The following is a 12,546-nucleotide window of genomic DNA, read 5'->3' as shown; positions in this document are numbered from 1 at the left end:
TCCGCACCGGCGGGCACGTTGCTGTGTGCCCGCTCAAGAACGGACGTGGACCAGTGGAACCGATTAACGCACGCTCGATGCTCGATGCCGCGGCGAACGCCAGCGCCGATCGTCCGCAGATCGAACGGCGCCGCAGGCTGTCTCCGGCGGCGCTCGCCGTCACCAATCAGAAAGTTGGCCGCGCCTATTCGCCAATCGTGATCGCAGGCGTGGTTCGCGTGATCGATTTCGCGATGTTGAGCGCGATCGGCGCCGCGCTCTATTTTGGTTACGTCGTGCCTCTCGGAGGCTTTTCCTGGGAATTTCTCGCGGCGATTTTCGGCGTGGCGGCAACGGCCGTGATCTGCTTCCAGGCGGCCGATATCTACCAGGTGCAGTTATTCCGTGGCCTTCTTCGCCAGATGACGCGGATGATTTCATCCTGGGCATTCGTGTTCCTGCTGTTCATCGGCGCATCCTTCATCGTGAAGCTCGGCAGCGAGATTTCGCGGCTGTGGCTTGCGGCGTTTTTCGTGAGCGGCCTCGCGGCGCTGGTCACGGAGCGTGTGTTCCTACGCTCGCTGGTGCGCCGCTGGGCCCGCCAGGGCCGGCTCGATCGCCGCACCATCATCGTGGGCGCGGACCAGAACGGCGAGGAACTCGTCCAAGCGCTCAAGACGCAGGACGATTCCGACATCCATGTGCTCGGCGTGTTCGACGACCGCAACGACGACCGCGCGATGGACACCTGCGCCGGCAGTCCCAAGCTCGGCAAGGTCGACGACATCGTCGAGTTTGCGCGCCGCACCCGCATCGACCTCGTGCTGTTCGCACTGCCGATTTCGGCCGAGACGCGCATTCTCGATATGTTGAAGAAGCTGTGGGTGCTTCCAGTCGATATCCGCCTTTCGGCCCATACCAACAAGCTGCGCTTCCGTCCCCGCTCCTATTCCTATCTCGGCAAGGTGCCTACCCTCGACGTGTTCGAGGCGCCGATCACCGACTGGGATCTGGTGATGAAGTGGCTGTTCGACCACGTCGTCGGCTTCGTGATCCTCGTGCTGGGGCTGCCGGTGATGGGGCTGGTCGCGCTTGCGGTGAAGCTCGATAGCCCGGGGCCGATACTGTTCCGCCAGAAGCGTTTCGGCTTCAACAATGAGCGCATCGATGTCTTCAAGTTCCGTTCGATGTACCACCATCAGGCCGATCCGACCGCCGGCAAGGTCGTGACCAAGAATGACCCGCGCGTCACCCGCGTCGGGCGCTTCATCCGCAAGACCAGCCTCGACGAACTGCCGCAGCTCTTTAACGTCGTGTTCAAGAGCAATTTGTCGCTGGTAGGGCCCCGCCCGCACGCCGTGCAAGGCAAGTTGCAAAGCCGCCTGTTCGACGAAGCCGTCGACGGCTACTTCGCGCGCCACCGCGTCAAGCCCGGCATCACCGGCTGGGCGCAGATCAACGGCTGGCGCGGCGAAGTCGACACCGACGAGAAGATCCAGAAGCGCGTCGAGTTCGACCTGTATTACATCGAGAACTGGTCGGTGCTGCTCGATCTCTACATCCTGCTCAAGACGCCGATCGCACTGATGACCAAGAGCGAGAACGCGTATTGAAGGATCGCCAGCCGTCATTGCGAGCCATACGGCGGCGCTTTGCGCCGACCGGGTGGCTCGCAGTGACGGAAGCAGCGGTTCGATTGTTTTGTTGAGTTGCGTGAGTATGTGATGGCGTATGCGGCGACAGCCGGGGGATCGCTCCCATCGATAACGGCCGCGCCCGGCGTGCTCGCGCTGCAGCGCGCGCTGGTTTGGCTGGTGGGTGCATCCATCGCCATCGTCTTCATCGAGCCGAGCCCCTATGAGCTGGCGACGCTTGCCGCCTCGGTGATCTTCTTCGCAACGGGCGCGCGGATGCGGCTGGTGTTCATGCCGCTGCTGTTGCTCTTGTTCCTGCTCAACCTCGGCTACAGTATCGGTGCGGTCGCCGTCATGGATCGGCCCAACGTGCCGAGCTGGATTGCGACCTCCTGGTATATGGCGATCACGGTCCTCTTCTTCGCGATGGTGATTTCCGAGGATACCGCGGCGCGGCTCGACATGCTCCGGCGCGGCCTCATCGTCGGCGCGATGATTGCGGCGCTCGCAGGCATCGCGGGTTACTTCAATCTCGTCCCCGGCGGGCGCGACCTGCTGACGCTGTATGACCGCGCCCGCGGCACCTTCAAGGACCCGAACGTGTTTGGCGCGTTCCTGGTCCTGCCGGCGCTGCTCGTGCTGCAAAGCGTGGTCACGGACAAATTCGGCAAGGCGTTCCGCAGCGCGATCGTGTTTGGCATCATATCGTTGGCCATTCTCCTGGCGTTCTCACGCGCTGCGTGGGGCATGCTTGTCATCACCTCGGGCTTCGTGCTGGCATTGATGGTGCTGACCAGCCGCTCGCAGTCGCAGCGCTCGCGCATCATCGTGATGGCGCTCGTTACCGTAGTGCTGGCGGCCGCCCTGGTTGCGGTGCTGCTGTCGTTCGATTCGATTGCGCAGCTATTCAAGGAGCGCGCCAGCCTGGACCAGAGCTACGACGAAGGCCGCTTCGGCCGGTTCGGCCGGCATATTCTCGGCGCAGAAATGGCGCTGGGTCTGCCATTCGGCATCGGCCCGCTACAGTTCACCCGCTACTTCCCGGAAGACACCCACAATTCATACCTGAACGCGTTCATGTCGGGCGGTTGGCTCTCCGGCGTCTGCTATCCGGCGCTGGTCTTCGTCACGGTTCTGACGGGCTTCCGGTATGTCTTCGTCCGCGTGCCCTGGCAGCCGGCCTATCTGGCAATCTTCGCAGCCTTCCTCGGCACGGTCGGCGAGAGCTTCATCATCGATACCGACCATTGGCGGCACTTCTGGATGATGCTGGGAACGATGTGGGGCATGTTCGTCGCCGCCGAACGCTGGAAGGCGGGTGCCGATCCGCGCTCATAGTGCCGACGACCCGTGCGACTACAATCCGAGGCTATTGCTCCACCGTGAACGTCAACCCAGCGTGATCAACCAATCGCTTGATCAGCTTGTGCTGCATCGCTGCACCCGGCGTCCAGATGCCGGCCGGGACATCGGGCGCGTCGCGCAGCAGGCAGATCGCGCATTCGGAGATCATCTTCGAGGTCGAACCGTAGGGATCGCGGTCGCCTTTCACGGATGCACGGACTTGGCCTCCATCAGGCGCGATCGCGACATAGAGCAAATCGTAAAGGCCATTTTCCCGCTCTTCCTTCGACGGCCCCTCGCCCGGCTTGCGTGCATTGGGGCCGGTCTTTTCGTTGTTCGCAGCCATCACAAGCTTCGCGTTCGCTTCTCCCTGATCGCCGGGACCGGTCAATACCATCTCGTCGTAGACGAACTCGCGGCCGTACGGGAATCCCATAAGCATGTTAGAGCGATGAACGTTGCGCGTGTTGATCAAGGCCATCATGAAAGGCGCGGCCCAGGATTGAAGATCTTCTTCGTAAACCGGCTTGTTACCGCGCGGCTGTCGCACGCCGCTGAATCCCGGTGTGAGCGCAAAGGGATCGTTCAGGATGGAGATGAGGCTGAGATCCTTGGCGACAGCATCGAACGTCGCCTTGGCGCTTGCGGCAGTACCACCAGAGAGCGTGCCGCGCATATCGCGCACCCGACCTTTGACGCGAGAGGCGGGCACACCCAACACGCGCTTGGCCTCCGTCTGGACGAAGAACGCGCCAAGTTCAAACGGTAGCGAGTCGAAGCCGCATGAGAACATGACGCGCGCCCCGCTTGCTTTCGCCTGCGCCTCGTGCGCGTCGATCATTTGACGCATCCAGATCGGCTCGCCGCAATAGTCGAGATAATCGGTGCCAGTTGCAGCGCAGGTGGCGACTAGATCGCTTCCGTAAAGCTGATATGGACCGACACCCGCAATCACCGATTTCGTCTGCTCCACCATCGCCTTCACCGACGCAGGATCGGCCGCATCGGCCACGATCAACGGTGTATCCTTGGGCGCGCCGATCGCGTCACGGACGGCAGCGAGCTTGTCCTTGCTGCGACCGGCCATCGCCCATTTCAGGCTCCCGTCACCTTTGTAATGCTCGGCGAGATATTCGGCGACGAGCTGGCCGGTGAAGCCGGTGGCGCCGTAGACGACGATGTCGAATTTCGAAGAGTTCATTCTGGATTCCCTGCTGGTCGATAATTATCGCCGTCATTGCGAGGAGCGAAGCGACGAAACAATCCACTCCCGCCTTGCCGCACCATGGATGCTTCGCTGCGCTCGCAATGACGGCTTCGGCTGCATTTCGCAAGCCTATTTCTTTCCGTAGGACACGCCCATCCCGGCGCGCACGTCGGCCTGAATGCCATAGGGCGCGATCGGATAGCGCAGGCCGTTCTTCGCGAGCTGCTTCATGCCTACGATGGCCTTGGCAAGATGCACCGGCTTGAGCGCGATCAGCATCTCCTCATCAGGCACGCCGCCGTAACGCCGTTCCGCAAAGCACGGCAGCGAGAGCGACGGCTCGCCAGTCTTCAGCGCCCTGCCCCAGGAATCCGCGCAGGCGGTCTCGCCGACCACGCCCCATTCGAATTTCTTGTACCCGGTATATTGCAGGCCGTTGATCAGAATGATCATCTGACCGGGCGTGGCGTAGACCAGACAAATATCCGGCGGATTGAGCCGCCCGCTGGAGAGCGGGCTCACTGCCATTGCTTCATACTGGCCGAAGGGCACAACGTCGAGCGCTTCCTGACGCTTGCGTGCGTCTTCGGCGGTGCCATGCCAGACGCCGACGTAGTTTTCCCCCGCGAGCCACTTCTCGTCCTGCGGAGCAAGCCCGATCACCGCACGGCATTGCGCGCCGACCAGATCGTCGCCGGTGATGCCGACGGTCCAGCCGAGCCGCGAAGCCATGCTGACGATCTGATCGGTGGTATGCACCGCCGAGGGACGCCGGATTTTTGGAATTGCCGTCATCTCCTCGACGCTGGCAAACATCTTGATACCGATCACAGTCGTCTTTAGCCGTAGCAGGCTGTTCAGGTCGGCCACCATGCCGGCCAAATCGAACGCTTCCGGCATCTGCTGTTGCATGGCGTCAACTCCCAAATCGGCGCGCTTAGCCGGCGCCTGTCCTTCGATTGTAGCCCGGCTGGCTGCCCGCTGCTACTTTGCCGGACCCGGCAACAACTCGTCGATCTTGCCGGTTGCGCGGTAAGCGATCAGGCCCATCCATTCGCGCACCGCCACGTCGGTCCGTCCCAGTCCATCGATCGCGATATTGGTGAAGTCAAATACATCGTCACGTCCGCCGACCCGCCAGTCGACGGGATAAGGTTCGACCGCAAATCCCGCCTTCCGGAACAGGCCGATCGATCGCGGCATATGGAAGGCCGAGGTCACCAACAGCCAACGCTCGCCTTCCTTGGGCGCAAGCAAGGCTTTGGAGAATTCCGCGTTCTCCTGCGTGTTGCGGGAACCCCGTTCCATGATCAGCCGCGACTTGTCGATGCCGAGGCTTTCGAAGATGGCGCCAGCGAAATCGGCTTCCCTGGCGTCGTTCGAAATCAGTTTCGCACTGCCGCCAGAGAAAACAATGCGCGCCTTCGGGTAGCGGTGTGCCAGCGCGGCAGCCGCGATCAGGCGGTCGGGCGAGCTGCGCACCACCGGCCTGCCGTGCGCAGTGGAAAGATCGGCTTCGATCGACGCGCCGAGCACGATGATGCCATCAGGCGCGCCGCGCGCCCCGTCCCATGGCGGAAAGCGCTGCTCCAGCGGATAGAGCAGCAGGTTCCCGAGCGGCGACAGTCCGCAGATGACGAGCAGTAGAACGGCTGCGATCACCAGCTTGCGGCCGAGCGATGCAAAGCGGGTGAACATCAGGATGGCGCCGACGAAGCCTACGCCGATCAGCAGATTCGTCGGCAACAGCAGAAAGCCGAGCGTCTTGGAGAGGACAAAAAACAAGGGAAGCCTCTGACAATGTCTGGTACAGCGTCATACGACGCCATTGCAGCAACCAAAAGCCTCCGCATGCCCCATCATCACCTGCATTCCAGCCCCGAAACCTGCCACTGGGGCTTCTTCGAAGCCAAATTGAAGCCCGTCCTGACCATCGCCAGCGGCGACGAAGTCACCATCGACACCGTGACCGGCGGCCCGGACGTGGTGCCTGATCGCAGCAAGTTTCACGTACCTCCCGAGCTTGTCGACATTCACGCGCGAAGCGAGCGGATGCTGCCGGGCCACATTCTCACCGGCCCGGTCGCCGTGGAAGGGGCCGAGCCCGGTGACGTGCTGGAGGTCGAGATTCTCGACGTCCAGCTCCGACAGGATTGGGGCTACAATCTGATCCGTCCGCTGGCGGGGACGCTACCCGACGATTTTCACGAAACGCGGATCCTGAACATTCCGCTCGACCGCGAGCGGATGGTGGGACAGATGCCGTGGGGGCTCGATCTGCCGCTCAAGCCGTTTTTCGGCGTGATGGGCGTGGCGCCGCCACCCGCCTGGGGCCGCATCACCTCGCTGATCCCGCGCGCGATGGGCGGCAATCTCGACAACAAGGAGCTGGGCGCCGGCACCAAGCTGTATCTGCCGGTGTTCGTGCCGGGCGCGCTGTTCTCCTGCGGCGACGGCCACGGCGTGCAGGGCGATGGTGAAGTCTGCGTCACCGCGATCGAGACCGCGCTGCAGGGCCGCTTCCGTCTGACGCTGCGCAAGGACCTGCGGCTCGCCTATCCCCGCGCGGAAACGCCTAACCATTACATGACAATGGCGATGGACCCCGATCTCGATCAATGCGTGGTGCGGGCGTTGCGCGACATGATCGTGCTGCTCGGCGAGAAGCGCAATCTGTCGCGCGAGGATGCCTACACGCTCTGCAGCCTCGCCGCCGATTTGCGCGTGACGCAAACCGTAAACGGCTCCAAGGGCATTCACTGCATGATCGCGAAGGCGGTCGTGCACGGCTGATCGGACGACCTGCGCCTCTTCAAAAAGGAGAGCGCAGCTTCAACCGCGCGTAGAACAATACGCTGGTCTTTCCGACCAACGCAGTCCCCTGCACTTGCGCGCCATCGGCGGCGTATGACCCGCTGAAGCCGCAAGTGACTTCGCGCCCGCCGAACAGCGGCAGCGCGCCAACCGATTTCGTGTGCTCGTTGGTGATCAGTTCACCGCGCCACTTGCCGCGATCTGCGGTGTAAGAGCCCGTGTAATAGAAATACGAGTCACCGCCGGCGATCTTGCCGTCGCGCAGCACAATCACGCCGTGCGCGCGGCCATGCCCGCCGTCCGTCATCTCGATATGAATGGTGTAGAGACCGTTCGTTACCGTCATTGCGCCCTTGCCGCCGTCCCAGGACATCATCGGCATTCCCTGCAGCGCGAAGCAATGGGGAAATGGCCCACACGGCTGGATCGTTTCGCCGCGCCTGTAACCGCCGTTAAGACTGCCGCGCGCTGCGCGTCACGGGCGCTTTGGTTAATCCACAAACCCGGCTTCAGCTTTTAATATGTTTTTTCAAATGGATAGAGAGCTATCCACAAGGCGTTTGACTCATGTGTGTAAAACTAAATAGAGTCGAAATAGTAACTTTTCAGTACAGCGTTTAAAAGTTAGCGTTCCCCATGGCTACAGAAAAAGCCGAAACCGACCGCGTTCCCGTGACCTTGGCGCTCTCGACCATCGCTTATATGGAAAGATTGGTGAGACAGGGCACCCACGGCACAAGTGTTCCCGGCGTTGCAAGGACCCTGATCGAGGAAGGCATTCGGCTCGCCATCAAGGATGGGCTGCTTGCAATCCGCGACAACGGCAAGACGTCCTGACGGGAGCAACGCGGCGGTTTTCACAGAATGTGGAACCGAGAAAATGCTTACGAATGTACCGACCTGGACCACCGATCGCGTCGAACTCCTGAAAAGCCATTTTGAAGCCGGCCTCACCTGCCGCGAGATCGCGGCCAGCATCGGCGTCAGCCGTAACGCCGTGATCGGCAAACTCTCGCGCCTGCAATTGACGCGGGGGCCCGCCCCCGCCGAGCCGCGTCCGACCAAAGTTGCCAGGGAGCGCTCCAGGAAATCCGTCCCCAGGCTGCAGTACCAAGTCCTGCAAGCCGTCTACGAAAACGCGCAGCCGCTACAGGAAGAGCCTATCGTAAGCGAACGCCGCTGCTCGCTATACGAACTCAGCAACGAAAGATGCCGCTGGCCGATCAGCACGCCAGGCGCAGAGGACTTCTGCTTTTGCGGCAATACGCCGGTGGAAGGCATGCCCTATTGCTCGGGCCACACCCGCCTCGCCTACCGCCCGGGTTCGCGTCAGCGCGTCTCGCGCGCGTGAGCAGCGTCAGTTGCCGTGACGACGCGTCCAGAGCTTCGGTTCTGATTCCATCAGAACCGATCGTCCACTACCCGAGCCGCCAGCCGACCTCTTCCGTAAAGCTCTTGAAGAACTCCGGCGTGTAGGCCTTCTCCGGGGCCTGCCGTACCCGCTCGTCGAGCTTGTGCGCATCGTCGCCGACGAGAATCCGCCAGCGCTCGGCCTTGACGCCGTCGAGGATGATTTTTGCCGCAGCCGCCGCCGTGGTCGGCGCCTCCTCGCGGAAAGAGCGCGCGCGGTCGAGCGCGATCTTCTGGATGTCGTCATCCGACATCGGCGCGGTGTCGATGCCCATGCCCTTCAGGCGCTGCCGGGTCGCCAGGATCTCGTTCGGGCTGAGTTCATCGGATTCCGAGCCGCTCTGGATCTTGCGCGAATTGGCAACGATCGAAGTGCCGATATGCCCGGGCATCACGACAGAGCATTTGATGTGCGGGGCGTTGAGCCGCAGATCCGTCATCAACGCTTCGGTAAAGCCTTTCACTGCGAACTTGGCGGCGCTGTAGGCCGTGTGCGAGGCACCCAGGCCCACGGATGCCCAGAAGCCGTTGACACTCGATGTGTTGATGATGTGGGCCTCGTCGGCCTTCATCATAAGCGGCAGAAAAGTGCGAACACCGAGATAGACGCCGCCCCAGCAGATGTTGAAGGTGCGCTCCCATTGCTCGCGCGTGTTGGTGAACAGGCTGCCACCGCCGCCGATGCCGGCATTGTTGAACAACAGATGGATCTTGTCGGTCGCCTGCTGCTCGATCAGTTCGTCACGGAAGCGCTGCAGATGCGCCTCGATGGAAACGTCGGCGACATGGGTGGTGACGCGCAGGCCCCGCGGCAGCCTTTCCGCCTCGCACAGCCGCTTGGTCTCGGCCGTCGCTTCCGGCGAGACGTCGCACATCGCGACATTGCAGCCTTCGGCCACGAGCTGACGCGCGAGCTCGCGGCCCATGCCCGTGCCGCCCCCGGTGATCACGGCGAACTTTCCGGCAAAATCCTTCATTGAGACGCTTACCTCGGTTTTCAATTTTTGAGTTGGGGCCCTCATGGCATGGAGCCCGTGCGGAACGACAGTAACAGGTGGGAGCTGCCGGTAAAGCGGTCCGCGAGACGGGCGGCTCGATTGTCTTACAGGGCGTTTTCGCGCAGCGGAATTACTCTGCTGCCTCGCGCGAGCCGCCGAGCGCGCCCAAACCCTCCAGCGCCTTCCGGATCGCGGCCTGCTGCGCGGGCGATGCTTCCGGCATCGGCGCGCGGGAGAATGTCGTCGGCAGCCCCTGCAACGACTGCGCATAGCGCGTGCATGCCGGCAGATTGTCCGAGACGATCACGTTCCACAGCGTCAGCAGTTTCTTGTGCAGCTCTAGTGCGCGAGCGTGGTTGCCTGCCTTGACCACATTCCAGAGCTCGACGGAAGCATGCGGCGCGGCGCTCAGGATCGCCGCGATCGAACCATGCGCGCCGAGCGTATAGGACGGGTACATCAGCGCATCGACCGCGCTGTAGATCAGTTTGTCCGGCGCCATCATCATGAGGTCGGCAAACAGTTTCAGATCACCCGCACTCTGCTTGACGCCGACGATGAGCGGCACCTCGTTCATGATCCGCGTCAGCAGCGCTGGCGACAGATAGGACCAGGGCACGACGTTGTAGATGATGATCGGCATACCGGTTTCGTCGGCCATGCGGCGGAAATGGTCGACCATCGCCTGCTCGTCCGGCTTGAACAAATAATGCACCGGCGTCACCTGCAGCGCTGCAACATCCATGTCGCGCACCAGCTTGCCGCGCCGGATCGCATCACGGGTGGAATCGACGATGATGCCGGCGATCACGGGCGCGCGCCCTTTCGCGGCCTCCACCGTTGCCGCCACCAGATCACGATATTCCTCGTGATCTAGCGTATGCCCCTCCCCGGTCGAACCGCCGGCCGCCATGCCGTGGCTACCGGCCGCGATCAACCAGTCGACCTGGGGAGCAACGAGTTTGAAATCAATCTCGCCGTCCTTTCGGAACGGCGTCGTCATTGGCGGTATCACGCCGGTGGGGCGCATTTTCATGGCCTGCCCTCGCTGTTTCCATCCGGTACGTGCGGGCGTATCTCCCGCTTTCGCAAACCAAGCCTACCGAAGGTCGGAGCGGCGATCCAGTTGCGGAATCGACACGGCAGAGTAGCGGAAACGCCGCGTCTGCATTTGCGCGTGGTCTCGACCCGCGGGGACCACATGCCGCGTTCCCGGCGGTCGGCCGGCTGAGGCAAGCCTATCGAATGTCGAAGCAGCGTTTCCAACGTCAACGCTGACGGTCAGATCGGCGATAATGCATTGCGAGCCGATGCAGGGCGCACTTCACACATTTCGAGCTGATCGTCTCGGGTCAGTGCTTGCAGATGTCGCGGGTTGCTTGCTCGCCGCGCATGACCTGCATTATTTCGGCCGGGGCAAAACTGCCGAAATCGCCGCCCACAAGCGTACCGTAACGACGGTGGTTCTTGAGCATGAGCAATAAGCGATCGCTGACATTTTCGATGTCGCGTGCGTCGCTGGCTGATATCGCCGGCTTGCCCGCGGAAGCGCTGGTCTGCTTCGCGTAGGCAAAGAACTTTGTGGTGGCTTCTACTGCCGCTGCGCGGTTATCAGGATCGCAGAGTTCGCGATCATCCAGCGCGTAAATGCAGCTCGCCAATTGTCCCCATGTGTTGGCCAGATTGAGTGTCTGATTTTCGGACCAGCGGTCTGACTTGCCAAGCATAGAGGAAACGTTTGCCTGCATACTGCCGGCCTTCAGGACGAAGTACGCCGCGCTCGGCTCCATCTTGTTGGCGTCCGGACCGAGGTCCATCACTTTGAAGATACAGCTTCGCACCACCGGCGCGGTTTCCGGCCGCCCGATACGACTGGTGTCGGCGAACAACGAAACACTGGGCCCGACCGAGACGAAACTTGACATCGCACTCGTTACTTTCGGGCCCCAGATCCACCCGCCGACCACGAGGAAACCTCCGATGAAGGCCAGCATGAGGGTGAGAGCCTGACGGATCAATTTTCAAGCTCCCGCTGCTAAGCCCTGGGGCAGTTGTCGGTCGCGCCCTTGTAGCGATCGAGCATCGGCTTTATTGGCGCCGGGACGGTCCAGCCGAAATCCGCGGTGATCAGGCGGCCATTGCTGGCGTCCTGCATCAAGGCCGCGTTGATCGCGCGATTGCGTGGACTGTCCCAGAGATCTCTGACCGTCGACATTTCGGATTCGCCATATCGCTTGGCGGTATTCATCATCTCATCGAATTTCGCAAAATAGCGACCGATGTAATCGACGATGTAGGCGCGATTGTCCCGCTCGCAGACCGCGTTCGGGTGCGTGACGAGATAGCAGTTCAGCGCCGCCGTCATCTCTTTCGCGCTGGTGAGGTCTCGCCAATCGACGCGATGCTTGTCGGTCGAAAGCTTCGGGAGCTGCCCGTCCCTTTCGAGATGTTCAAGCGCGGGGTAACACGCCTCGCGTATTTTGGCCGCTTTCCACTCGCCCATGCGTTCGCCGCCCGGCAGGTAATCCCCGGAATGGCCCAGGACGAAGTAGTTGATCAGGTTCACACCTAGAAATATGCCGCCTAGAACAAAGGCTGCACGCATCAAGAAATTCATGGCCTCACGCACCTGCAGAGGTTGCAATCGGCTCTATATAGCGGCGTCCGGATGTGCCGGGAAGGTTGGCATCAGTTCGATCTGCCGGTTGGGTTAAGCCGGACTTACTACCTGCCGGCATGCCCCAAGATGCCGCGCGTCTCCGGCCCGTTGGGGATGCGCAGGTATCGAGCTTGGTTGGGTCATGAGAGCCGTGGGGGACTATTTCGCGGTCAGCGTCGCTTGAACCTTGAGCGCGCGGCAGCGACCTACATACCGGAGGCAGTATCAATAAAAACGAACAGGAGGCCGCCATGACCCAGTGGCGCGATACCATGGTTGATCGACCGGAAACGAATGGTGCGGCCTATTTGACGGGCTGGACAGTCAGCGGAATAGCTGTGTTGGGGACCATTGTTGCCGTCTGGGTTCTCGGCATCTAGCAGCGATCACAATCGCCACCCGTGAAAGAATTGGTCGGAGCGAAAGGATTTGAACCTTCGACCCCTAGTCTCCCAGACTAGTGCGCTAACCGGGCTGCGCCACGCTCCGATGCCGTTCCAT

At 61.8% G+C, this 12,546-nt stretch carries 14 protein-coding genes and 1 tRNA gene; 6 read left to right on the top strand and 9 right to left on the bottom strand.

Annotated elements, in window-relative coordinates:
• The first annotated feature begins 53 nt into the window (after nucleotides 1-53).
• Together V1278_RS20380 and V1278_RS20375 are read left to right on the top strand one after the other, a co-directional pair.
• Nucleotides 54-1,592: an undecaprenyl-phosphate glucose phosphotransferase gene (locus tag V1278_RS20380; protein ID WP_334382018.1), complete on the top strand. Its 1,539-nt coding sequence runs from the start codon at nucleotides 54-56 to the stop codon at nucleotides 1,590-1,592.
• A gap of 111 nt (nucleotides 1,593-1,703) precedes the next feature.
• Entirely contained in the window at nucleotides 1,704-2,951 is a 1,248-nt protein-coding gene (locus tag V1278_RS20375) for an O-antigen ligase family protein (RefSeq protein ID WP_334382017.1), read from the top strand.
• 31 nt (nucleotides 2,952-2,982) lie between these two features.
• On the opposite strand, the gene V1278_RS20370 is transcribed toward V1278_RS20375, so the two are convergent.
• From V1278_RS20370 to V1278_RS20360, 3 genes are all read right to left on the bottom strand, one after another.
• Nucleotides 2,983-4,158: a saccharopine dehydrogenase family protein gene (locus tag V1278_RS20370; protein ID WP_334363050.1), complete on the bottom strand. Its 1,176-nt coding sequence runs from the start codon at nucleotides 4,156-4,158 to the stop codon at nucleotides 2,983-2,985.
• A 135-nt stretch (nucleotides 4,159-4,293) separates the two neighbouring features.
• Complete coding sequence (locus V1278_RS20365; RefSeq protein ID WP_334382016.1) at nucleotides 4,294-5,076, bottom strand: DUF169 domain-containing protein; 783 nt, start codon at nucleotides 5,074-5,076, stop codon at nucleotides 4,294-4,296.
• Between the two features lie 72 nt (nucleotides 5,077-5,148).
• Nucleotides 5,149-5,949, bottom strand: coding sequence for a YdcF family protein (locus tag V1278_RS20360; protein WP_334382015.1), 801 nt, complete (start codon nucleotides 5,947-5,949; stop codon nucleotides 5,149-5,151).
• A 66-nt stretch (nucleotides 5,950-6,015) separates the two neighbouring features.
• On the opposite strand from V1278_RS20360, the gene V1278_RS20355 reads away from it, so the two are divergent.
• A complete protein-coding gene (locus tag V1278_RS20355; protein WP_334382014.1) occupies nucleotides 6,016-6,957 on the top strand; it encodes an acetamidase/formamidase family protein in 942 nt (313 codons plus the stop codon).
• 19 nt (nucleotides 6,958-6,976) lie between these two features.
• Here V1278_RS20355 and V1278_RS20350 read toward each other — a convergent pair whose 3' ends face one another.
• Nucleotides 6,977-7,354, bottom strand: a complete 378-nt coding sequence (locus V1278_RS20350) for a GrlR family regulatory protein (protein ID WP_334363055.1) — start codon at nucleotides 7,352-7,354, stop codon at nucleotides 6,977-6,979.
• Between the two features lie 260 nt (nucleotides 7,355-7,614).
• Between V1278_RS20350 and V1278_RS20345 the strand changes: the two genes are divergently transcribed.
• On the top strand, nucleotides 7,615-7,815 hold the full coding sequence (locus tag V1278_RS20345) for a hypothetical protein (protein WP_057845825.1): 201 nt from the start codon (nucleotides 7,615-7,617) through the stop codon (nucleotides 7,813-7,815).
• Between the two features lie 43 nt (nucleotides 7,816-7,858).
• On the top strand, nucleotides 7,859-8,329 hold the full coding sequence (locus V1278_RS20340) for a GcrA family cell cycle regulator (protein WP_334375009.1): 471 nt from the start codon (nucleotides 7,859-7,861) through the stop codon (nucleotides 8,327-8,329).
• A 67-nt stretch (nucleotides 8,330-8,396) separates the two neighbouring features.
• Here the strand turns inward: V1278_RS20340 and V1278_RS20335 are convergent, their stop codons facing one another.
• The 4 genes from V1278_RS20335 to V1278_RS20320 all read right to left on the bottom strand — a co-directional run bounded on the left by V1278_RS20335 (nucleotide 8,397) and on the right by V1278_RS20320 (nucleotide 11,991).
• Nucleotides 8,397-9,365: an SDR family oxidoreductase gene (locus V1278_RS20335; protein ID WP_334382013.1), complete on the bottom strand. Its 969-nt coding sequence runs from the start codon at nucleotides 9,363-9,365 to the stop codon at nucleotides 8,397-8,399.
• A gap of 151 nt (nucleotides 9,366-9,516) precedes the next feature.
• On the bottom strand, nucleotides 9,517-10,422 hold the full coding sequence (locus V1278_RS20330; RefSeq protein ID WP_334363059.1) for a dihydrodipicolinate synthase family protein: 906 nt from the start codon (nucleotides 10,420-10,422) through the stop codon (nucleotides 9,517-9,519).
• A gap of 316 nt (nucleotides 10,423-10,738) precedes the next feature.
• Complete coding sequence (locus V1278_RS20325) at nucleotides 10,739-11,404, bottom strand: hypothetical protein (RefSeq protein WP_334382012.1); 666 nt, start codon at nucleotides 11,402-11,404, stop codon at nucleotides 10,739-10,741.
• A 17-nt stretch (nucleotides 11,405-11,421) separates the two neighbouring features.
• Entirely contained in the window at nucleotides 11,422-11,991 is a 570-nt protein-coding gene (locus V1278_RS20320) for a hypothetical protein (protein WP_334382011.1), read from the bottom strand.
• A 305-nt stretch (nucleotides 11,992-12,296) separates the two neighbouring features.
• Here V1278_RS20320 and V1278_RS20315 point away from each other — a divergent pair, with 305 nt between their 5' ends.
• Nucleotides 12,297-12,425: a hypothetical protein gene (locus tag V1278_RS20315; RefSeq protein WP_334363062.1), complete on the top strand. Its 129-nt coding sequence runs from the start codon at nucleotides 12,297-12,299 to the stop codon at nucleotides 12,423-12,425.
• Nucleotides 12,426-12,456: 31 nt separating this feature from the next.
• On the opposite strand, the gene V1278_RS20310 is transcribed toward V1278_RS20315, so the two are convergent.
• Nucleotides 12,457-12,534, bottom strand: a tRNA-Pro gene (locus tag V1278_RS20310).
• Nucleotides 12,535-12,546 lie beyond the last annotated feature (12 nt).

Source organism: Bradyrhizobium sp. AZCC 1577, assembly GCF_036924575.1.
In the GTDB taxonomy this organism is placed as follows: Bacteria; Pseudomonadota; Alphaproteobacteria; order Rhizobiales; family Xanthobacteraceae; genus Bradyrhizobium.
This window is presented reverse-complemented; position numbering and strand designations above follow the sequence as displayed.